This window comes from Caballeronia sp. GAWG2-1, assembly GCF_023631405.1.
GTDB lineage: Bacteria > Pseudomonadota > Gammaproteobacteria > Burkholderiales > Burkholderiaceae > Caballeronia.
Map to the genome: position 1 here is coordinate 309660 of NZ_JALQDD010000040.1, position 20449 is coordinate 330108.

Annotated in this window: 18 protein-coding genes; 12 read left to right on the forward strand and 6 right to left on the reverse strand. The window is 61.3% G+C overall.

Annotated elements, in window-relative coordinates; genetic code table 11:
* Window positions 1–73: 73 nt before the first annotated feature.
* Window positions 74–376 (forward strand): hypothetical protein, encoded by a 303-nt coding sequence (locus tag NCR98_RS28375; RefSeq protein ID WP_244829922.1) that lies wholly within the window; start codon window positions 74–76, stop codon window positions 374–376.
* A 30-nt stretch (window positions 377–406) separates the two neighbouring features.
* Here the strand turns inward: NCR98_RS28375 and NCR98_RS28380 are convergent, their stop codons facing one another.
* The 3 genes from NCR98_RS28380 to NCR98_RS28390 all read right to left on the reverse strand — a co-directional run bounded on the left by NCR98_RS28380 (window position 407) and on the right by NCR98_RS28390 (window position 2490).
* Window positions 407–838: a hypothetical protein gene (locus tag NCR98_RS28380; RefSeq protein ID WP_244829921.1), complete on the reverse strand. Its 432-nt coding sequence runs from the start codon at window positions 836–838 to the stop codon at window positions 407–409.
* 117 nt (window positions 839–955) lie between these two features.
* Window positions 956–1168: a DUF3079 domain-containing protein gene (locus NCR98_RS28385; RefSeq protein ID WP_244829920.1), complete on the reverse strand. Its 213-nt coding sequence runs from the start codon at window positions 1166–1168 to the stop codon at window positions 956–958.
* A gap of 116 nt (window positions 1169–1284) precedes the next feature.
* The gene (locus NCR98_RS28390) at window positions 1285–2490 is read right to left on the reverse strand and encodes an NAD(P)H-dependent flavin oxidoreductase (protein WP_250528021.1); all 1206 of its coding nucleotides are present in this window, start codon (window positions 2488–2490) and stop codon (window positions 1285–1287) included.
* Between the two features lie 556 nt (window positions 2491–3046).
* Between NCR98_RS28390 and cyoA the strand changes: the two genes are divergently transcribed.
* From cyoA to NCR98_RS28430, 8 genes are all read left to right on the forward strand, one after another.
* Complete coding sequence (cyoA, locus tag NCR98_RS28395; protein WP_244829918.1) at window positions 3047–3931, forward strand: ubiquinol oxidase subunit II; 885 nt, start codon at window positions 3047–3049, stop codon at window positions 3929–3931.
* Window positions 3932–3934: 3 nt separating this feature from the next.
* On the forward strand, window positions 3935–5950 hold the full coding sequence (cyoB, locus tag NCR98_RS28400) for a cytochrome o ubiquinol oxidase subunit I (RefSeq protein WP_250528022.1): 2016 nt from the start codon (window positions 3935–3937) through the stop codon (window positions 5948–5950).
* Window positions 5951–6559 carry a cytochrome o ubiquinol oxidase subunit III gene (gene cyoC, locus NCR98_RS28405; protein WP_244829916.1) on the forward strand — a complete coding sequence of 203 codons (609 nt, stop codon included), beginning with the start codon at window positions 5951–5953 and terminating at the stop codon, window positions 6557–6559.
* A complete protein-coding gene (gene cyoD / locus NCR98_RS28410; protein WP_250468828.1) occupies window positions 6559–6891 on the forward strand; it encodes a cytochrome o ubiquinol oxidase subunit IV in 333 nt (110 codons plus the stop codon). The genes cyoC and cyoD overlap by 1 nt, the downstream gene beginning before the upstream one ends.
* Window positions 6892–7080: 189 nt before the next feature.
* Complete coding sequence (locus NCR98_RS28415) at window positions 7081–7608, forward strand: 2,4'-dihydroxyacetophenone dioxygenase family protein (RefSeq protein ID WP_244829914.1); 528 nt, start codon at window positions 7081–7083, stop codon at window positions 7606–7608.
* A gap of 109 nt (window positions 7609–7717) precedes the next feature.
* Window positions 7718–9019 carry an MFS transporter gene (locus tag NCR98_RS28420; protein ID WP_250528023.1) on the forward strand — a complete coding sequence of 434 codons (1302 nt, stop codon included), beginning with the start codon at window positions 7718–7720 and terminating at the stop codon, window positions 9017–9019.
* Window positions 9020–9034: 15 nt separating this feature from the next.
* Window positions 9035–9763, forward strand: a complete 729-nt coding sequence (locus tag NCR98_RS28425; RefSeq protein ID WP_250528024.1) for an SDR family NAD(P)-dependent oxidoreductase — start codon at window positions 9035–9037, stop codon at window positions 9761–9763.
* Window positions 9764–9830: 67 nt separating this feature from the next.
* Complete coding sequence (locus NCR98_RS28430; protein ID WP_250528025.1) at window positions 9831–10640, forward strand: IclR family transcriptional regulator; 810 nt, start codon at window positions 9831–9833, stop codon at window positions 10638–10640.
* An 11-nt stretch (window positions 10641–10651) separates the two neighbouring features.
* On the opposite strand, the gene NCR98_RS28435 is transcribed toward NCR98_RS28430, so the two are convergent.
* Window positions 10652–15679, reverse strand: coding sequence for an autotransporter outer membrane beta-barrel domain-containing protein (locus NCR98_RS28435; protein ID WP_250528026.1), 5028 nt, complete (start codon window positions 15677–15679; stop codon window positions 10652–10654).
* 417 nt (window positions 15680–16096) lie between these two features.
* Complete coding sequence (locus tag NCR98_RS28440; RefSeq protein ID WP_250494359.1) at window positions 16097–17434, reverse strand: AarF/UbiB family protein; 1338 nt, start codon at window positions 17432–17434, stop codon at window positions 16097–16099.
* 502 nt (window positions 17435–17936) lie between these two features.
* On the opposite strand from NCR98_RS28440, the gene NCR98_RS28445 reads away from it, so the two are divergent.
* From NCR98_RS28445 to NCR98_RS28455, 3 genes are all read left to right on the forward strand, one after another.
* Window positions 17937–18329 (forward strand): hypothetical protein, encoded by a 393-nt coding sequence (locus NCR98_RS28445; RefSeq protein WP_244829908.1) that lies wholly within the window; start codon window positions 17937–17939, stop codon window positions 18327–18329.
* A 541-nt stretch (window positions 18330–18870) separates the two neighbouring features.
* A complete protein-coding gene (locus NCR98_RS28450) occupies window positions 18871–19281 on the forward strand; it encodes a hypothetical protein (protein WP_250468861.1) in 411 nt (136 codons plus the stop codon).
* A 178-nt stretch (window positions 19282–19459) separates the two neighbouring features.
* The gene (locus NCR98_RS28455) at window positions 19460–19870 is read left to right on the forward strand and encodes a hypothetical protein (protein WP_244829906.1); all 411 of its coding nucleotides are present in this window, start codon (window positions 19460–19462) and stop codon (window positions 19868–19870) included.
* A gap of 6 nt (window positions 19871–19876) precedes the next feature.
* Here NCR98_RS28455 and NCR98_RS28460 read toward each other — a convergent pair whose 3' ends face one another.
* Window positions 19877–20314, reverse strand: coding sequence for a response regulator (locus NCR98_RS28460; RefSeq protein WP_250510830.1), 438 nt, complete (start codon window positions 20312–20314; stop codon window positions 19877–19879).
* Window positions 20315–20449: the final 135 nt, after the last annotated feature.

The window sequence follows — 20449 nt, forward strand, 5'->3', positions numbered from 1 at the left end:
TTTGTTTTCTGGCCGGACGTGGCACCATGGAACTGCTAGCTCACCGCTCACGCAAGTCGACGTCGGAGAAGCCATGGAAGTGACCATCAACGAATTGGCCGGCCTGCTCGAAGAACTGGAACAAGAAGATCCGGTCGATTACGGCGACCTGCCGTTCGGCGAACCGGAACTGCGCCGTCTCGTGTTGACTTCGCTTCTGGAACGGCATCGCGGTCTGCAAGACAGCGGCCTCAATCCCGGCGATGTCAGCCTCACCTACATGCTCACCACCGCGCTGCTCGTGCTCGAAAACCTCGTGCTGCATGCGCGCATCATGCTGCTGCAAGGTCAGCGCATCGACGTGAATGCGCTGTTGCGGAAGTATTCAGGCAGTTGAGCTTCGCGACAGACTTTCGATAAGATCGGCTCAGCCGCGCGGTCCCGAGGGCGGACGGTAGCCGGGAATACGCATCAGCGCTTCGTGGCACGAGACGGCGAGCGCCGCGAGACGGTCCACGCTTGCACGCATGTCCACCTGCGTCTGCGCGATCGTTTGACGCAATGCGTCGAGCCGCGGCGTGATGGTGTCGTCTATCGTCTCACCCTGGCTTCCCAGCAGAAGGATGGCTTCCGCGTCCTCGCGCATCTCGCGCAATTCCATGATCGTCACCTTGCTCTGCGCCTGCACGCGTGCATGTGCTTCGGCAATTGCGCCAAGCCCCATGCGGCGCATGCGTTCGACGAGCTCGCGCATCGAGCGCATGGCGAGTTCACCGGCACCGTAAGCCATGAATTCGACATCGTCGATAGACAGGGAAAGACGGCCTTCGGGAGATTCGAATTCGAGCTTCGTGGACATGTCGGGCATCGCTGTGTTTATGAGATGCCCGAATTCTAGGGATGCAGCCTGCGCCTGAGGTTCGGATTAGTTCTAAAGCGCTGGTCGCAGCGTCGATTGATCTATTTCGAGAACGCGTTACTTGGCGGATGGCGCGACGGAAGTAGCGTTTTCGAGCACGCAGAGATCCCAATCGCCGAACTCGTACCAGTCTTCTCCGAGCAATTCCGCCGGATGCTGCGTGCGATTCGAGCCATTGCCGCAGCGCATCGCTTTCTCGGAGCAGTAGTGGTCGCAGCCCCAGCAGTTACGCTCCGGGTGGCTGGGGTGAAGGGGAAATCGCTTCGCCATGGTCGACATGCTCCTGTTGCAATGGTCACGCAGGTTAGGTCGAAAGCCTCGCGCGCATCAATAGGAGCAGGGCCGAGCTTCGTTGCGCGGCGCGAAGAACATCGTTTCGGCGGAATTTATCGGAGGCTCAGTACCGGCTTCGTCGCTCCGGTCAGAAGAAGCTCGATCAAGTCGCGCACGCTGCGAATGGCCGGACCGAATGGCAAGGTTTCACGTCCACGGAAGAAGAGGCCGTTGTTGACATCGCCACGCAAAGCCGCCGCGAGCCGGGTATCGATACAGAAGTGCCCGAACTTCTCGATGCCATCACGCAAACCGCATGCGCTCAAACATTCGAGCGCCGACGGACATGTCTGCTCGCGCGCGCCGATCTTCGTGCGGATGCGCTCCTCGTTGCGCAAATAGCGCATGAGCCACGGCGTCTTGACCGCACGCGCGGGCAAACCCGTCACGCTAATGAACTCCACGATGTCTTCCGGCGTCGCTTCGGTGAGCACGCGCTTGAACTCGGGATGCGCGTCGCCTTCCTTGGTGACGGCAAAGGGCGTTCCAATCTGCACGCCATTCGCGCCCGCCGCCAGCCACTTGCTCACCGCTTCGTGACTGTTGATGCCGCCCGCGACGATCACCGGCACGTCGCCTCGGTTCAGCCCGAGCGATTCGAACACGGTCTGCAATTCGCCGAGTACACGTTCGAAGCCGAAGCGCTCGTTGTGCATGTCGGCGACGTCGTTGACGCCGAGATGTCCGCCCGCATGCGCGGGATGTTCGATCACGATCGCGTCGGGCAGGCGGCCTTTCTTCATCCACTTCTTCAGCACGAGCGCGACGCCGCGACTGTCCGAAAGTATGGGAATGAGCGCAATGTCGTGGCCTTGCGTGAGATCGGGCAGGTCGAGCGGCAAGCCCGCGCCCATGACGATTGCGCCCGCGCCTTGCTCGCACGCGACGCGCACGTAGTCGGCGTGCGCGCGCACGGCTTTCATGACGTTGACTGCGATCATGCCGCGCCCTTGCGACAGTTCACGCGCGGCCTGAATCTCGCGTTCCAGCGCGATGAGATTGACGCGTTCGAGCGTATCGCGCGACGGATCGGTGCGGCACATGGCGAGAAGATCCTCATGATGATGCCGCAGGTCGATGCTCGCGATCGTGCCGAGCGCGCCCTCTCGCGCGACGCTGCCCGCCAGCCGATGCGCCGACACCCCAACGCCCATGCCGCCCTGCACGATAGGCAAGAGCGTGCGACCGCGAATGACGAGCGGTGCAAACAAATGTGAGGAAGCGCGCGACGCGCCGTTTTCAGCTTGATGTCGATTCATGATTGGACTGCCCGAATGAAATGCGCTGCGTGATTCGATTCCACCTGCGCTTGCACCCGATGGTATGGGCAGCTTTCTCGCTCGACAATCGCATGTCACGCGCTGATATTGACGAATGTCACACGAGGCCTTTCTTTGGATCGGGTATGCGCGAGGTTGCGCGTCTTGCGAGACCGCTTTTCTACTCATCCCAACCGGTACCATCACCTCTTGCAACATGATTTGACACACGATTGCCAATCGTCTGTCAGCATGGCACACCGTCTGGTTAATTCGTTTTGCTTAGGCCTTGGACAAGACCGCTCCAAAACAATAAAAGCCGCTAAAACAAGCGCTTCGCTTGCGAAAAATCAAGCCTTCAAGACATATAAATTCGTCACAAATTAAGCGGGCAATAAGCGTTCGCGTGACACAGCGTCGCACGCACATCAATTGAAACGCTTTTCCATAGATTAGCGTTTTCGTGCTCAATGCTGCATGGCATCATCGTGGCGCGGCGCAACGCCGTGCACGGCGTTCTTTCAGAACGCTTCGATCAAAGAAACCAGCGAATGCAATGAATGAGAAAACCAAACGTTTAGCAGCGCCACTGTTAGCGGGGGTGGCCAGTCTCTGTCTCTCGGGATGCAAGCTGGAAGTGTTGGACTCGAAGGGCAGCATCGGCAAAGCGGAAGCTTCGTTGATCGCTCTTTCGACTTACACCATGCTTCTCGTCGTCATCCCGGTCATTTTGATGACCCTGTTCTTCGCGTGGCGCTATCGCGCGTCGAATAAGAACGCTACCTACGCGCCCAAATGGACGCACTCCACGGCAATCGAAATCGTCGTCTGGGCGATTCCCGCTGTCATCATCCTGTACCTCGGCATTTTGACGTGGAAAACCACGCATGAACTCGATCCGTACAAGCCGCTTCAATCGGATGTCAAGCCGATCAACGTAGAAGTCGTCGCGCTCGACTGGAAGTGGCTCTTCATCTATCCGGATCTCGGCATTGCGTCGGTGAACCAGTTGGCCATTCCCGTTGGCACGCCGGTGAACTTCCGCATCACGTCGGATTCGGTGATGAACTCGTTCTTCATCCCGCAACTCGGCGGCCAGATCTACGCAATGGCCGGCATGCAGACGAAGCTGCATCTGCAAGCGGATCACGTGGGCGACTATGCGGGCATCTCCGCGAACTACAGCGGTCAAGGCTTCTCCGACATGAAGTTCCGCGCGCTCGCCATGTCTTCCGCCGATTTCGATGCATGGCAGAAGAAGGTCAAGACCGCGCCCGCGCGTCTGGACATGGACGTCTACGCCGGCGTCGCGAAACCGAGCGAGAAAGATCCGGTGAAGTACTTTTCCACCGTCGATCCCAAGCTCTTCAACAACATCGTCGGCAAGTACAACAACGGCCGTTTCGATGTCAACGGCGAAAACTGCGTAACCAAGGGGTAAGCCATGTTTGGCAAATTAACGCTCGAGGCGATCCCGTACCACGAACCCATCATCATGGGGGCGACGGTCCTCATGGCGATCATGGTGATCGGTGCGGCCGCCCTTCTCACTAAGTTCGGCAAATGGGCCTGGCTCTGGAACGAGTACCTGACGTCGACGGATCACAAGCGCATTGGCGTCATGTATCTCGTCGTGGCGGGACTCATGCTGGTGCGCGGCTTCGCGGACGCCATCATGATGCGCGTGCAGCAAGCCATCGCGCTGAATAATCCCGGCATCTTCCCGCCGCATCACTACGACCAGATTTTCTCGGCCCACGGCACCATCATGATCTTCTTCATGGCCATGGCGCTGCTGGTCGCATTCTTCAACCTCGTGGTGCCTTTGCAGATCGGCGCGCGCGACGTGGCGTTTCCGTTCATCAACTCGCTGTCGTTCTGGATGACGGCCGTGGCCGCCGTCCTGATCAATCTCTCGCTCTTCATCGGCGAGTTTTCGAAGACGGGCTGGCTCGCGTATCCGCCGCTCTCCGAGACGCAATTCAGTCCGGGCGTCGGGGTCGATTACTACATCTGGGCCTTGCAGATTTCCGGCGTCGGCACGTTGCTGACGGGCGTGAACTTCTTCGTCACCATCGTGAAGATGCGCGCACCCGGCATGACGTGGATGAAGCTGCCGGTGTTCACATGGACGGCGTTCTGCTCGAACGTGCTGATCATGGCGACGTTCCCGATCCTGACCGTCGCGCTCGCGCTGCTCGGTCTCGACCGCTACCTCGGCATGCACTTCTTCACGAACGACGGCGGCGGCAACCCGATGGTGTATCTGAACCTGATCTGGGCTTGGGGACACCCCGAGGTCTACATTCTGATTCTGCCGGCTTTCGGCATTTATTCGGAAGTGGTCTCGACGTTCTCGAAGAAGCCGCTGTTCGGCTACAAGACGATGGTCTACGCGACGTGCTGCATCATGGTGCTGTCGTTCCTCGTGTGGCTGCACCACTTCTTCACCATGGGTTCGGGCGCCAACGTCAATGCCTTCTTCGGCATCATGACGATGATCATCTCCATCCCGACCGGCGTGAAGATCTTCAACTGGCTGTTCACGATGTACCGTGGCCGCATCCAGTTCACGACGCCCGTGTTGTGGACCATCGGCTTCATCATCACGTTCACGCTCGGCGGCATGACGGGAGTCATGCTGGCCATTCCCGGCGCGGACTTCGTGCTGCACAACAGCCTCTTCCTGATCGCGCACTTCCATAACGCGATCATCGGCGGCGTGGTGTTCGGCTACTTTGCCGGCGTGCAGTACTGGTGGCCCAAAGTGTTCGGCTTCAAGCTGGACGAAAAGCTCGGCCGCAACGCCTTCATTTGCTGGTTCGTGGGCTTCTTCGTGGCGTTCGTGCCCATCTACATCCTCGGCTTCATGGGCATGACGCGCCGTATCAACCATTACGACAACCCCGCATGGCAGCCGTATCTGATGGTCGCGGCTGCGGGCGTCGGCATCATCGCGTTGGGCGTGGCCTTCCAGGTCGCGCAGATCGTAGTCAGCGTGATTCGCCGCAACCAGCCGGCGTATCGCGATGTCACGGGCGACCCGTGGAACGGCCGCACGCTCGAATGGGCGATCAGCTCGCCGCCGCCGGTCTACAACTTCGCGCATATTCCAGCCGTGCGTGAACTCGACGAGTTCGCCGACATGAAGGAAACCGGCCGCAGCATGGCCGATCAGGGACCGTACCGCGCCATCCACATGCCGTCGAACACGAGCGCGGGTCTTGTCATCGGCGTGTTCGCGCTGGTGCTCGGCTTTGCCGCCATTTGGCATATCTGGTGGATGGCTATCGTCGGTCTGGTCGGCATTGCCGCGACCGTCATCGGCTACAGCTTCCGTGCGAACGCTGGCTACATGATCCCCGCCGCGACCGTCAAGGCGACCGAAGAGCGGAACCGTCCGCCGAAGTCGCCTGCAAAGACCGGCGTCGCGCGCGACCTGGAACTGGAGGTGCTGTAAATGTCGCAATCGACACTATCCGCGCATCACGCGCATGACCATGAGCACGAACACTCGTCGCATTCCGTGTTCGGCTTCTGGGCCTACCTGATGACCGACTGCGTGCTGTTCGCCTCCCTTTTCGCGACCTTCGCGATGATGGGGCATCAGTTCGCGGGCGGCCCGACGGCAAAGGATCTCTTCAATCTCAACGATGTCGCGATCGAAACCGCGCTGCTGCTCACGAGCAGTCTGACGTTCGGCTTTGCGATGATTTTTGCGCAACGCAAGAAGACGGGTGCCGTGCTCGCGTGGCTCATCGTCACGTTTCTGCTGGGCGCGGGCTTCCTGTGGCTGGAACTGCACGAGTTCGCGCATCTGATCGCCGAAGGCGCCAGCCCTCAGCGCAGCGCGTTCTGGTCGTCGTTCTTCACGCTCGTCGGCACGCATGGTCTGCACGTCACCCTCGGCATGATCTGGCTGATCGTGCTTGCGGTGCAGATGATCGCCAAGCCGGGCATGGGCGAACGCGAACTGCGCCGGCTCGCCTGTCTGAGCCTTTTCTGGCACTTCCTGGACATCGTCTGGATTTGCGTGTTCTCCTTCGTCTACCTTGCGAGCCTCGTCTAATGGCACATACGCATTCAACACATGGCGATATCCCGCATGTCAGCGTGCGTGGCTATCTGATCGGCTTCGTGCTGGCGGTCGTGCTGACCTTGGCGTCGTTCTGGCTCGTGATGTCGGGCACGTTCAGCGGCGAGCGCGCGATCACGGCGCTTGCAGTGCTGGCCGCCGTGCAGATGATCGTCCACGTGGTTTTCTTCCTGCACGTGAACGCATCGAAGGGGCAGCGCTGGCACGCCTTGTCGTTCGCCTATACGATTCTGATGTCGCTCGTCGTTGTCGTCGGAACGGTATGGGTCATGCATAACGTCCACATGCTGATGATGGCGCGTTAAGCCCATCGGTCCTTCCCAAGGAACCGTATTGCTGCGTCAAAGCGGACCTGCCTCGCAGGTCCGCTTTTTTTTCGTCGGTGCGAATCCCTATTCTTAAGCGCGTGATGAATCTTGACAATTAATCGCAGCCGCGTGAATATCTGTCCATAATTTGGTTTAACCATCCACAATATGGACAAGGAGACGCGAATGCCCGCGCCCAAGAATTCGGCGGATGCCCTCACGCCGTATCAGTATCCCAATCCCAAGGAAGCGCAGAAGGAAATCGTCGTGAGTCACGCGATTCCAACCGACGAGCGCGAGTGGGTCCCGCAAGCCGAGAACGTCTGGTTTCGTCCGCTGTGCCTCAATGTGTCGACCGGTTACTGGATGAACCTGCTGCGCGTGCGCAAGTCGGGCGTGCTGTCGCGTCACCGTCATCCGCAAGCCGTGCATGGCATGGTGCTCAAGGGGCGCTGGCGTTATCTGGAGCATGACTGGGTTGCAACAGAAGGCAGCTACGTATTCGAGCCGCCCGGCGAAACGCACACGCTTTACGTGCCCGAAGACGTCGAGGAAATGATCACCTACTTTCAGGTGAACGGCGTGATGTTCTATTGCGATCCGTACGGCAACTACACCGGTTATGAAGACGTGTTCACGAAGGTGGACATGTGCCGCAAGCATTACGAAGCCGTTGGACTGGGCGCGGATTTCGCCGATCAGTTCATTCGCTGAATAACGCTCGATGCAACGGCTTGAAGCACAGTCTGAAGCAACGCAATTCCCGCAACACCTTTTGCCAACCGAACCGAAGCATAAAAACAAGGCTCTCGGAGGAGACAACATGCAGAGTAAATCGCCGCGCCTGAAGCGCATACAGTGGGTCGCGCTCACGTTCCTGACGCTTGCCGGAATCGTGAACTATCTCGACCGCAGCACGCTTTCCATCGCGAATCATTCGGTCACACAGGAGCTGGGCCTGTCCGCATCGCAGATGGGCTTGCTGCTCTCAGCATTCTCGTTCGCGTACGCGTTTTCGCAGTTGCCCATCGGCGTGATGCTCGATCGCTTCGGCGCGCGCATCATGCTCGGGCTCGGCATGTTCGTGTGGTCGGTGGCGCAGTTGTTCGGCGGCCTCGTCACGACGCTGCATCAGTTTCTCGCGGCCCGCATCGCACTCGGTATCGGCGAGGCGCCTCAATTTCCGGCGGGCGCCAAGGTCGTCAGCGAATGGTTCGCGCAGCGCGAACGCGGCAAGCCGACCGGCATCTTCGTGACGTCGTCGACCATTGGCCCGGCGCTCGCTCCGCCCATTCTCACCGTGTTGCTGCTCAACTTCGGCTGGCGCAACATGTTCGTCATCATGGGCGTACTCGGCATCATGGTGTCGGTGGGCTGGTATGTGGTGTATCGGAACCGCAAGGACATCACGCTCGATGCGCAGGAAGTCGCGCATCTGACCGAAGGCGAACCCGCACAGCGCGCCGAACGCAATATGACCTTCGCGGAATGGCGCGGTCTCTTCGGCAAGGCGACGACCTGGGGCATGATCTTCGGCTTCATGGGCGTGATCTACATGGTGTGGCTGTATCTCACGTGGCTGCCGGCGTATCTCGAACACGAGCGTCATCTGACGATTGCGAAGACCGGCTGGGTCGTGACCATCCCCTATCTTGCCGGCACGCTCGGCATGCTGTCGTCGGGCTTTATCGCCGATGGTCTGATGGCGCGCGGCGTCGCACCCATTCGCAGCCGCAAGTGGCCGATCTGCTCGGGTCTCATCGGCGGCGCGCTCTTCACGGTGCCGGCCGCGTTCACGCCGAATCTCACGCTCGCTATCGTGTATTTGTCGGCGGCAATGTTCTTCGTCAACATGGCGAGCGGCGCGGCGTGGGCGCTCGTCTCGGTCGCGGCTCCGCGTCATATGGTGGCCTCGCTCGGGAGCATCCAGAACTTCGGCGGTTACTTCGGCGGTTCGTTCGCGCCGTTCATTACCGGGCTCGTGGTCGACAAGACGCATTCGTTCGTCAACGCGTTCCTGATCAGCGCGGGCGTGGCGTTCGCCGCCGCGCTCGTGTACATGTTCGTCGTGCGCTCGCCGATTCAGGATTCCGAGGCGAAAGCCGCCGCCGTTCCCGTCGTCTGACCATTCAAGCTACTCATGACCTTTCAACCTGATCTGTACAAAGGCAAGACCGTCGTCGTGACGGGCGGCACGCAAGGTATCGGCGCGGGCATCGCGCAGGAATTCGCGACGCTCGGCGCGCGCGTCATCGCGGCGGGTATCGCGCCGACGGCAGCCCAGAAGGACGCGCTCGGCGCGGAAATCGAAGTCGCCGCGCTCGATGTTGCCGATGCCGCCAGCACCGCCGATCTTTTCGCGCGTCTCAATTCGCTCGACGTGCTCGTCAACTGCGCGGGCATGATCAAGCGTGGCGACGAGCACGACATCGAAACCTTCGAGCGCGTGATCGCCGTGAATCTCAACGGCACCATGCGGATGTGCTCGGCGGCGCGACCGTTACTCGCGAAAAGCCGGGGATCGATCGTCAACACGGCGTCGATGCTGACGTTCTTCGGCGGCGGTCTCGTGCCCGCGTACAGCGCGAGCAAGGGCGGCGTCGCGCAGTTGACGAAGTCGCTCGCGATTGCTTACGCGGCGGAAGGCATTCGCGTGAACGCGGTCGCGCCCGGCTGGATTGCCACGCCGCTTACGCAGGCGCTGCAGGAGGACGACGGCCGCTCGCAAGCCATTCTCGAGCGCACGCCCATGAAGCGCTGGGGCTTGCCGGAGGATGTCGCGCGCGTGGTGGCGTTTCTGGCGTCGCCGGCGGCGTCGTTCATGACGGGAACGGTCGTGCCGGTTGATGGCGGCTATCTGATCGCCTGACGCGCCAATCGACGGATCACGCGGCGTGCCGATATACTCGGCGCGCCGTCGCACTCAGGTTTCCAAAATGTCCGCAGCTTCCGACTCCTCTTCCTCCTCCTTCGACGCGGCGAAAGCCAACGGCACCGCCGCGTTCTCGAAGTTCATGGTGGTGCTGCAACTCATCGCCGATGCCGATGAACCGCCGACCGTCGCCAGCCTCACGGCGGGATCGGGTTATCCGCGTCCGACGGTGTATCGCATCGTCGGCGCGCTAATTGCCGAAGGGCTCGCGGTCGAGAGCGCACGTGGTGGAAGTTATGCGCTCGGCCCGCGTCTGATGTCGCTTGCGAGCCGAAGCTGGGAGCGCTCCGATCTGCGCATCGCCGCCACCGACGCGTTGCAGGCTCTGCGCGACAGTACGCAGGAAACCGTGCATCTCGCCGTGCGCAGCGGCGCGGAGATGGTGTATATCGAAAAGCTCGAAAGTCCTCATGCGGTGCGCATGGCTTCGCGCATCGGCACGCGTGTCACGCTCTATTCGAGTTCGGTGGGCAAGGCGTATCTGTCGACGCTCGGTCGTGCCGAGCGCGATGCGTTGTTGCAAGGCATGGCGTTCGAGCGCTTTACGTCGAATACGATCACCGAGCGTCGCGCGCTCGATGCGGAACTCGATGCCTGCCACGCGCGCGGCTATGCGGAAGACCGCGAGGAAAACGAAGCGCAGATTTTTTGTTATGGCAGCGCGATCGTCGGGGCGAACGGCACGACTGTCGGCTGCGTAAGCGTGAGCATTCCGCTGTTCAGAAAGAGCGCGACGCCTGTCGAAACTTATATCGAACCGCTCAAGGCCGCGTGCCGCGCGATCGGGGAGCGCATGAGTCCGGGTACGCGCTGACGCGCGCGTGCTCACCAGATGTACCGCGCGCCCAGCAAACCCTGATAGCTGCGATAACCGCCGTCGCCTTGCTGGTAGCCCAGGTTGCCCCACAGACGCCAGTTCCGCGCGAGTTGCGCCTGCGCGCCGACCTTTACTTCGAGGCGATTTCTCGGGCCGTCCTGCGACACCACGATCTGATTGAAGGCGATGGAATTGCCGCTCGTGTCGTGCCACCAGTTGACTTCCAGATACGGCAGCCAGCCCGGCGCCGCGGCCGATCCCGGCGCGTGAAAAACGCGCATGCCCACGCGCGTCGTCAGTGCATTGATATTGCCGCCATGGACGATCGTGCCGCCAGACTCCACGTGATCGTCGGCGGCATAGTTCGAATAGATGACTTGCGCTTGCGGCTCGATCAGCACCGGGCCGCTCGACGTCTGACCTACCGCGAACGCCCATCCGCCTTCGACCGATCCGCCCCACGTATGGCTCGCGTAGCTCTCGCCATTCAGTTGCGTGCCCTTGACCGTGTTGTCGAAGTGCGCATATTGCAGCCATGTATCCACGTAAGGTCCGACAGGCGAAAGCGCATTCGCGCGCCAGGTCGCGTAGACGCCGGCGCTCGCGCCGTTCACATTGCCTCGCGCGGTGGCGGGATTGTTACGCGCGGTGGCATCGGTCGTCGACGAACCATAACCCGCCATGATGCCCGCCTGCCAATGCTGCGCGTTCGACACGCGATGCAGCAAGTCGATGCCCGCCTGAAAGAGCGCGGTGTCGGTGGATTCGGCAAGCCGCCCGCCGGCCGCGTTGCCGTCGGTGTGCGCGGCGCGAGTGCGCACCCAGGCCGTCGATTCGTTGCCGCTCATGCCGTCCACGGCGAAGGGATCGGGGAAGCCCGCGCGGTCGTGCAAGGTCATGACGAACATGTCGCGCGCCGCTGCCTGATTGCCAAGATAGCCGCCCGGTTCGGGTCGTGGCGCGGGTGTCGGTGTAGGCGACGGTCCGTCCGTCAAGGTTCGCAAATACCAGTTGCCATCGACGGGTGTGCTCGCGCCGCCTTTGTACAGGTTGTATTCGTATGGACCCGCGACGACGCGGCCATCGAGCGTGAACTGGCCGTTCGACTGACCATCCACCTGAACGATGCGGATTCCGTTGCTCGTTATCGCCCCCGCGCCGCCTGCGTTCCGCACTTTCACGGCGGTCTGACCGGCACTGTCGCCATGCACGATAAGGCGATCTGTCGCGGAATCGTCGCTGCCCAGCGCCGTGCTCAACGTCAGCAATCCATTGTTGCCGATGTAGTTGCCCGCGACCGTCAACGTACTCGTGGGCGTCGGGCTGCTCATGCGGATTTCGCCGTTGTTCGTCAACGTGCCGCCGATACTGAACGCGCCAGCCGCGGCATTCGCGAAACCGGGCGCGGCATCCGCGACCGCGAGCAATCCGTTGTTCACCACCGCGCCGCCCACGCCGCCATAACCGCCGAATGTCGCGCCCTGCGCCACCGATACTTGCGGCGTGTTCGGCAATTGCGCGTTGTCGGTCAGGATGAGCGCGCCCGAGTTCACTTGAGTGGTCCCGCTGTATGTCTGGCTGCCCGGCAGCAATAGCGCGCCAGAACCTTGCTGCGTCAACGCGCCGGTTCCGCTGATCGAGTGGCCATAGACGTAGCGATCGCTGCGATTGAACACCAGCGCGCCGTTGTTGACAATATCGCCCGCGACGCTGCCCGACGCGCCGCCCGTGCCGAGCTGCAGCACGCCTGCGTCAATGGTGGTCGACGCCGTGTAAGTGTGGTCCGCGCTCAGAATCAACCGGCCGGCGCCGGTTTTCGTAAAGCCGCCCGAGCCGCTGATGACACCGTCGAACACGGTGTTCGTACTGTAATTTGCCGTGAGCGTTGCCGTGCCGAGCGAGACGTTGCCCGCGCCTGCGAGGCTCGTGACCTGCTGATTGAAACCGTTCAAATCGAATGTCGTGCCCGGCGACAACATCACGCGCGAACTCGGCGCGATGACATTCTCCGCTCCGGCTTGCAGCGTCCCGCCTTCGATCAGCGTCGCGCCGGTGTACGTGTTCGCCTTTGACAATTGCAACGTGCCCGCGCCTGCCTTGGTGAGCGTCTTGCCGTCCCAGCCCGTCGTCTGATTGGCCGTCTCATTGGCAAGAACGACGTCCATGTCGAACGAATCGCCGGGTTGCACGAGCGTGAAGACGCCGTTGGCCGTCGCGGGCGTCGTCCCGTGCGCGGCATACCACGTGAGCCCGACGCCCACGTTGTAGGTCTGGGCAGTATAAGCGGACGAGAGCGTCAGGAAATCGACGGAACTGGCCGTGCCGCCGATGCGCGTCGATGCGAACGTTCCACTAAGCCCGCCGGGCGTGGTCGCGTGGATTTCCGTGAATGCGCCCGCTGCCAGTTGCGCGGCGCTCGTCGCGGGCGCTGCCGTGTAACCCGCGAGGTTGAAGATCGCGCCAGGACCGATCGATGCCGTGCTGGCCGAGATCACCGGTTCGGCAACCCCCGCGATGCTGGACAGTGTGCCGGTCATGGTGAAGGCGCGGCCAACTTCGAGCTGGCTGCGGCTCGACAGCGCGGTGGTCGCGCCGGACGCGGTCGTCCAGTCGGCCGCAGTCGTGAACGCGCCCGTTTGCAAAAGCCGTAATGTGCCGGCTTCGACGCTGACCGCGCCTTGCGTCGAACCGGAGGCGGCGAGATTCGCCGCGCCGACGCCCGTCTTCAAGAGCGCGCCTGAGCCGCTCAGTGTGTTGAGCATCAGGGCGTCGTTGGCGAAATCCAGTTGCAGGATGGCGTTATTCGTCACCGCGCCTGCGCCGAGTGCGGTCCCGGTTGCCGCGATCAGCTTGCCCGTAGCGATGGTCGTGCCGCCGCTATACGTGCTCGCGCCACTTAGGCTCAGGGTCGCCGGGCCGGTTTTCACCACGCTTCCGCTACCGCCGATCGTGCCGCTGAAAGCGGTATCGGCGAGATTGACGGCGGTGAGTGCCGCACCGCCGAGCGCGACTGCGCCCGCGCCGCTCAACTGGTTGATTTGCTGCGCGAAGCCGTTCATGTCGAGCGTGGCGCCGCTCGCGATGTTGACATTGCTGCTGGTCGCGAGCGAGTCCGTCACATCGGTTCTCAGCGTGCCGCCGTCGATCAGCGTGCCGCGGGTGTGGATTAGCGGCGCCGATACGATCAACAGGCCCGGACCTGTCTTCGTCAAGGTGCGGCCGTCCCAGCCGCTCGCGAAGACACCGACCCGGTCAGCCAGCGGCACGTCGAGGTTGAAGGTACTCGCGGCATCGGCGAGAGTGAAGGTGCCGTTGGCGATAGCGGCCGGTGCGCGCCACGTCAGGCCGAAGCCAACGTTATAGTTCAGGCCATCGGGGCTTTTCGCGCCGGTGAGCGTCAGGTAATCGGCGGGGCCTTGCGTGCCCGAGAAGCCGACGCTGGCGAAATCGCCCGAGATCCCGCCTGTCGTCCGAATGATGTTGAATTGCGTGCTCGTAAGCGCGCTGGCCGTATTGGGCGCGTCGGCTCCGAAACCGCTCACGGTCAGCGCGCCCCTGAGTGTCGCCGTGCTGGCCGTGATGATCGGCTGCACCTTTCCTATGCCCACGTTCAGCGCCGAGCCTACTTCCTGCGTGAAGTTCGTGGCGATTTGCAGACTCGACTTGTCCGAGATGCTTGTCGTCCCACCGACGCGCGTGGTGTATACGCCGGCGTTGAAGGCACCCGGATGGTCGAAGCCGAGCGTGCCTGCTTCGACAACGACCGTGCCTTGGCTAGAGCCGGCTTTCGTCAGGTGAGTGGCGCCACTGCCAGCCTGAATAAGCGTGCCGTTGCCGACGATCTGCCCCGCGAATGTCGCCACGGTATTGCGATTGAAGCGCAGCATGCCGTTGTTCACCACGTCGCCGTCGAGCGAGCCGCCCGCGCTGCCAGTACCGATGGTGAGGGTGCCGCTGTTCTGCACCGTGCTTGCCCCGCCGTGCTGCGTGAGCGTGCCGCCGAGCGTCAGATCGCCGATCACGTTGAGCGCGTCCGGCGTCGTGCCACCTATCGCGATGTTGCCGGTCAGCGTCCAGACGCTCTTCACGCCGGAGGTGAGCTGGCTCAATCCCGGCCCGCGGCCCGTCGCGATGTTCCCGGACTGCACGGCCGAGCCGGTCAACGCGAGCGTGTTTCCCAATCCTTCGATGTCGAGGATATTGTCATTCGCGCCTTGCAGCGACGACCCCGTTCCCAGCGTCACGCGATTGTTCGAACCGACGAGAAGAATCGCCGCCGATCCCGCACTCGCGATTTTGCCGTTATTGACGAGTGTGCTGTCCTGTTGAAGTTGAACACCTGCGCCAACGGTGCTCTGGATGCTTCCGGTCGAGCTGTTCACGACCGACATTGGAAGCGTTCCGGTGTTGACCACGCCAGCCTGATAACCGGTTATCGATCCGTCGTTGTTGATGACGACCGAGCCTGTCTCGACGAATATTCCGTCGCCATAGGTCGCATCGCCCACGCCGGAAGCAATCGATGCCTTCACGTGATTGTTGATGATCACCGTTCCGGTCGAGCCGATATAGACGCCATTGGGCGTTTGCTTGATGGGCCCGGCGACCGCGCCATTGATCGTGCCGAAGTTGTCGAACGTCCCACCCGACGCCTCGATATACGCGACACCGTGACTGGTTCGTGCGCTTATGTCGCCACGGTTGATCAGATCGTTGGAATTTCCGCCGCCGTCGAAAAGCACGCCGAACGTATTGCCGAGCAGCGCGCCGCCCGCGTTATTGGTGAGCGTTGCGGGCACATAGAATTTGATCGCGGCCGCCTGGTTGTCGACCGCACTGACGATGACTCCCGCGTTGTTGAACGTGACAGGCGCGATGGCCGTGACATCGATTGCGTTCTCGGACTGCGTTGTGATAGTCGTGCCCGGAGGAACCACATAAGAGCTGTCATTCGATAAGACAGCGCCCGTCGTGCTCGACGCAACCTGTCCCGCTTGGGAGGGCGCCGCGAACCCAATCAGGGCGGCGGCCGCCAATGGACGCAGTCTCGTGTTGAACGATGCGCAATGACGTGTTCGAGCGCGACGTGTTTTCATGCGAATCGGCCTCGCCCCGGTGCATCGTATTCATGCCGGCGTTTGTTCAAGTAATACTTCGGCTTATCGTTACGAATCTCCGGTGCTTTACCGGGGTGTAAGCAACACGTGTCATTCTAGGACACAGTTCCCCATAAAATTCTCGTTACCTAGGATCACTTATGAAATTAGCTTCGCTTATTTTGTTAACGATCGCAGACGTCTTACCGTTCGATGTCATGTCTGCCATGCAGACTCGGAACGCCTGTAGATCGAATCACTCCGCCCGTTTCGATGAAAAGCGACACCGTGCCGATGCGCGCGAGCCTGCGCATGACCGTCAGCGTGGCCCGCGCATCGCCACGCGGATTGCTTCGCTCACCGCTGCTCCGCACCCGCCCGCTGCGCGATAAGCCGGGGCAAACGCGGCAGCATATGCGGCCAATGAGTGGCTTCGTGCGCGAGCCGCGTCGCGAGACTATGGCAGCCGAACTGATCGCGCGCCAGCCGAGCGATGACCTTGCGCGCGATCTTCCACACGTCGATGTCGGGCGCAACGTCATGCGCCATGTGCTCGACCGCTTCCATCGTGCGCGACAGCAGCATCGCCCGCGAAGCGATGCGCCCGTGCGCCGCGCTGTACATGTGCTCGACGGGCGCCTTGCCGATGGCATCGAATAAATGTGCCACGCCCACACCATGCCGCGTGTGCTTCGTGGAGAAACGTTCCGCCTCGCGCCGATACGTGGCCTCGACACGTACTTCGTGATGGATGGAGTGAGTGTCCGGCCGTCCGTGCTCCAGATGCACGCGCGCAGCCGCCTTGTGATCGCCCTGCAATAGCGCATCCGACACGCCGACGATGAACTCGCGTTCGTGCGCGGCGAAGAACATCGTCGGATTGTCGGCTTCGAGGACGATCTGGCCGAATGTGTCGGTGTCGATGCTCACCCGTGCGCCGGCGGCATCGAGTCCGGCGTGATAGAGGCCCGCGCCGAGCGCCATTTCGAAGAACGCTTCGATGAGGGTCGCAATGAGATCGGCCTGATCCAGTCCGTGACGCGCGAGCGCTTGCGCGTCCGAAAGAGAAATGGTCGCGATGGAACGCGTGGTCAGAACGGCGTCGTTGCAAAAGTCCCAGAGCACTTCCGGCACGGCGAGCCGGTTATCGTCACGCAACCGGTAGCGCAAAAAGCTCTGGTCGGCGGCGCGCTGGCGTAGGTCGATCATTGCGTCGACGGTTTCGGTGACGCGACGCACCCATTCGGACGGATGCATGTCGCGCGCCTTGGCCGAACGGCGTTCCGCAAAACGCGCGGCGGCGAGCGCGAGATCGAGATCATCCGCGAGTTCCTGGCGTGCATCCGGACGCAGGAGCGTGACGCGCACTGCCATTTCGCCGATGCGCGCCGCATGCGTCTGCTCCGCGATGCCCGAGCGCAGCGGCGCGGCGCTCACCTGCGTCAGCGCAACACCTTGCGCGCGAAGAGCGGCGGCGGACACATCGCGGAACTGCGTGGCATCGTACGGCGTGAAAAGCCCGTCCATTTCGGTCAGCGCAACGCGCACCGCCGTTTCCGCCAGCGCGGGATGACGTGCGAGCGCGCCGGACGTCGCGTTCAGGACGCGCGGCAACTGCCGCAGCACGGGCAAGCTCGACGCGAGCGGCGCGGCACGCGCTCCATGTAGCGCGAAGAAGCGGGCGACGCGCTGCATCGAGGCACCATCCTCGCTATGGTGACTTTCCCGTATGAATGCACGGCCTAGGCGCCAAAGGGTGGCGAGTCGTCGCATGGCAGAGTCGGGCTCGCTGAGTAAGGTTTAAGTTCGCAAACGTGCAATAGACATGCCTCGGTGCAGGCTTTTGAAACGCGTTTTGTCTTCCATGTGTAACACGTTTCAGCCAGCCGTGCGTGTGCTTGGCTTTGTTGCTAGTCGCCTCGAAAGTCGATGGCCAGCTTCTTACCGTCCCGTTTTTCATGTGCTAATTTTATTTAGTACGAGGGATTCGCGAACCTCGTCGAACGCGTCGAACGCGTCGAAGCGACGGCGACATCATGAGCAGTCCGTTGGTCGAAGCCGGATCGCGCATGTTTCACCCGCTCTTTCGACAATTCGCTCCGTTGCATCGAGCGATTCGGATACTCGGATGTGTCTCATTAGATTCTTAAGCCCGATCGAGTTTAATGACACTCATCCCAAGCAAACAAGGTCAGCGATGAAAGCCCCTCAAGTCACGGTAGATGCGCAAGGCAACACGATTGTTTCCCATTCGACACCTATCAGCGAGCACTGCAAGAGCCGCGTGCGTTTGCTTGCATCGCTGGTCGAGATGATTGCCGCGCCCGGTGCCTACGAGCAATTCGCAATGTTTTCGGACGTCATGCAGCGCGATCTTCTGCATCTCATGCACTCGCTTGCGGAAGAACAAATGCCGCTCGTCGAGGCGCTCGAAAAACACACGGCGCAGGTTTATTACGAGAAGGGCGTGAATGCGGCGCTCGAGCATCGCAGTCGTCAGCAACAAGCGGAAATCGCTGAACCGCCGCCGGTCGAATCGACGGACTACCCGCACATTTCAATGCCGGCTTTCGAAGAAGTTCGGCATTAATAAGGCAGTGTTGTCCTGTTGCAAATGGAAGGATGGATCGTTGAAGCAGTTGAGGTGGCATCGGATGTGAACCGGTACTAGCATTTTGAAGCACCGGTCGCATCCGCAGTACGCGGTAGTCGAGTAGTGTCGGAAGTAAAGCAGCAGCAGTACGAGAAGTGAGCAGTAACTGTAGCAACGCAGTACCAGTAGCATCTGAAGCACCCGCAGTATCCGCCGTACGAGAAAGTGAAGCAGTATCAGAAGCAAAGCAGCACCCGTAGCAAAACGCAGTACGAGAAAGTCAGCAGTACCCGAGCCCCTGCCCTAAGCCAGCAGGGGCTTTTTTCATTTTCGCGTCCGTTTTCAGCGCACCGTTACTTTGTATTATTTTGTCGGCACATGCTGCACATAAATTTCGATACGGTATCGTAATCCCTGCTAGCAACACGTTAGCAATATAAAGAACGACGAAGCCGCGTACTTCATCGAAAAATCATGCTGAGAGGCACTTTTGAGCGCCAGCAATATCATTCCCATCCGCACAAAAGACAGAGGCGCCATGCAGAACCAGGCCGAACAACCAGTCGAGCAAGCCATGTATATCCTCGGGCAGATCGGTGCCGTAATCTGTCACGACCATGGGCCGCGTCCCAACACATCCATCCTCACCAAGATGGCCTCGCGTCCCGCCGAAGGTCTGTGGTTCGCGGTGGCGCGCATGGACGAATTGTGTCCGCCGCAACGCGGTTCGAGACGCACGCTGCTTCGCTGGAAGCATGAGGAAATCGGACGTCTGAGCCGTCTGTTACCGCATCCGCTCCCGGCGGATGCCTGCGCCAAAACCCAGATGCCCTTCTGGGCCGGCTATTGTCAGTACTGGGAAGACGTGCTCAAGCAGCATGTGCAGCGCGACATCGACAGACTGAGCATCGAACTCGATGGATTGCAGCGCAAGAGCGCGAACCTGTGAGTCGCCGCGAGCCTCGACAGCGTCAGGTTGCGGCGCAGGGGCAACTCGGGCACACTCGCGCGCTCGCCCGCGGCAGTCGATCACCCTTGAGGAATGCTTCCTTGCCGTGCTCGAACGGCATGCCGCGTCGCACTGCATCGGCGTGCTCAGCCCGAGTTTCAAGGTAAAGGAACAAACGATGGATGAAGTAAAGGTCACGGTCGACAATGACGGGCATCCCGTCATCGGCCATTCGGAATCGATAGAACAGCGCTGCAACCATATCGCGCAGGCCATTGCCGCGCTCGCCGATAGCGTCGCGGCCGCCGACAGTTCCACACAGCGGTCGCTCATGGCGCTTTTGCGCACGCTCACGCACGAGCAACTCGCGCTGACCGCTGCGCTCGGCGACCACGCAGGCGAGTTTTCATCCGATGAAGCGTATCGCAGGACGTACCGCCGTGCCTTCAGAAAAGGGTATAGCGCGGGATTGCAACGGACCTTGCCGGCGCGTCAGACCGAGACCGTGGAACGGCCGATCAAATCTTCGGGCATTGCAACGAAGCGCCTGCGGCAGGACGCTCTGCGCAACACGGTTCTGGAGCATTGAAGAGGCTCATGCCTGGCGCATCGAATAATACTCATGCAGCACGGCGATCAGCCGGTCGAGTTCGGTCGGCTTGACGAAGTATCCATTGAAGCCCTTCAGCCGCGCGCGCGTTTGATCTTCCAGGCTCGTGCGGCTCGTGTGCGCAATCAGCAGCATGGCGGGATCGGCGGCGCGGATGACTTCGGCGACTTCCCAGCCATCGCCGAGCGGCATCATCAGATCGAGCAGCACCACGCCAGGACGCCACTTGCGCACGGCCGTCACGGCGTCGAGCCCAGTATGGGCGGCGCGCACGGTCAAATCGGCGTCCTCGAGCGCGAGACAAATGGCGCGTGTCGCGTTCATGTCGTCGTCGGCAATCAGCACGCGTGGTTCGCCGCTGTCGGCCGAGCGTTCAGGCATCTGCCAAACGGCTTCATCGATGAGACGGTCAAGTCGTTGCATGTCGTTGCCCTCAGGGAAGCAAGGACGAAAGCAACCCGCGTTCCCTGTTTGGAGCAATTGGCTGTCCTCAGGCAGCATATGGCTCACGGCGATTACACTCGGGGAATACCCGATGCCCATGACACCCGCCGTCAG

Coding starts and splice junctions, on each gene's coding strand:
- NCR98_RS28375 (WP_244829922.1), top strand. CDS start 74: ATGGAAGTGACCATCAACGAATTGGCCGGCCTGCTCGAAGAACTGGAA.
- NCR98_RS28380 (WP_244829921.1), bottom strand. CDS start 838: ATGTCCACGAAGCTCGAATTCGAATCTCCCGAAGGCCGTCTTTCCCTG.
- NCR98_RS28385 (WP_244829920.1), bottom strand. CDS start 1,168: ATGGCGAAGCGATTTCCCCTTCACCCCAGCCACCCGGAGCGTAACTGC.
- NCR98_RS28390 (WP_250528021.1), bottom strand. CDS start 2,490: ATGAATCGACATCAAGCTGAAAACGGCGCGTCGCGCGCTTCCTCACAT.
- cyoA (WP_244829918.1), top strand. CDS start 3,047: ATGAATGAGAAAACCAAACGTTTAGCAGCGCCACTGTTAGCGGGGGTG.
- cyoB (WP_250528022.1), top strand. CDS start 3,935: ATGTTTGGCAAATTAACGCTCGAGGCGATCCCGTACCACGAACCCATC.
- cyoC (WP_244829916.1), top strand. CDS start 5,951: ATGTCGCAATCGACACTATCCGCGCATCACGCGCATGACCATGAGCAC.
- cyoD (WP_250468828.1), top strand. CDS start 6,559: ATGGCACATACGCATTCAACACATGGCGATATCCCGCATGTCAGCGTG.
- NCR98_RS28415 (WP_244829914.1), top strand. CDS start 7,081: ATGCCCGCGCCCAAGAATTCGGCGGATGCCCTCACGCCGTATCAGTAT.
- NCR98_RS28420 (WP_250528023.1), top strand. CDS start 7,718: ATGCAGAGTAAATCGCCGCGCCTGAAGCGCATACAGTGGGTCGCGCTC.
- NCR98_RS28425 (WP_250528024.1), top strand. CDS start 9,035: ATGACCTTTCAACCTGATCTGTACAAAGGCAAGACCGTCGTCGTGACG.
- NCR98_RS28430 (WP_250528025.1), top strand. CDS start 9,831: ATGTCCGCAGCTTCCGACTCCTCTTCCTCCTCCTTCGACGCGGCGAAA.
- NCR98_RS28440 (WP_250494359.1), bottom strand. CDS start 17,434: ATGCAGCGCGTCGCCCGCTTCTTCGCGCTACATGGAGCGCGTGCCGCG.
- NCR98_RS28445 (WP_244829908.1), top strand. CDS start 17,937: ATGAAAGCCCCTCAAGTCACGGTAGATGCGCAAGGCAACACGATTGTT.
- NCR98_RS28450 (WP_250468861.1), top strand. CDS start 18,871: ATGCAGAACCAGGCCGAACAACCAGTCGAGCAAGCCATGTATATCCTC.
- NCR98_RS28455 (WP_244829906.1), top strand. CDS start 19,460: ATGGATGAAGTAAAGGTCACGGTCGACAATGACGGGCATCCCGTCATC.
- NCR98_RS28460 (WP_250510830.1), bottom strand. CDS start 20,314: ATGCAACGACTTGACCGTCTCATCGATGAAGCCGTTTGGCAGATGCCT.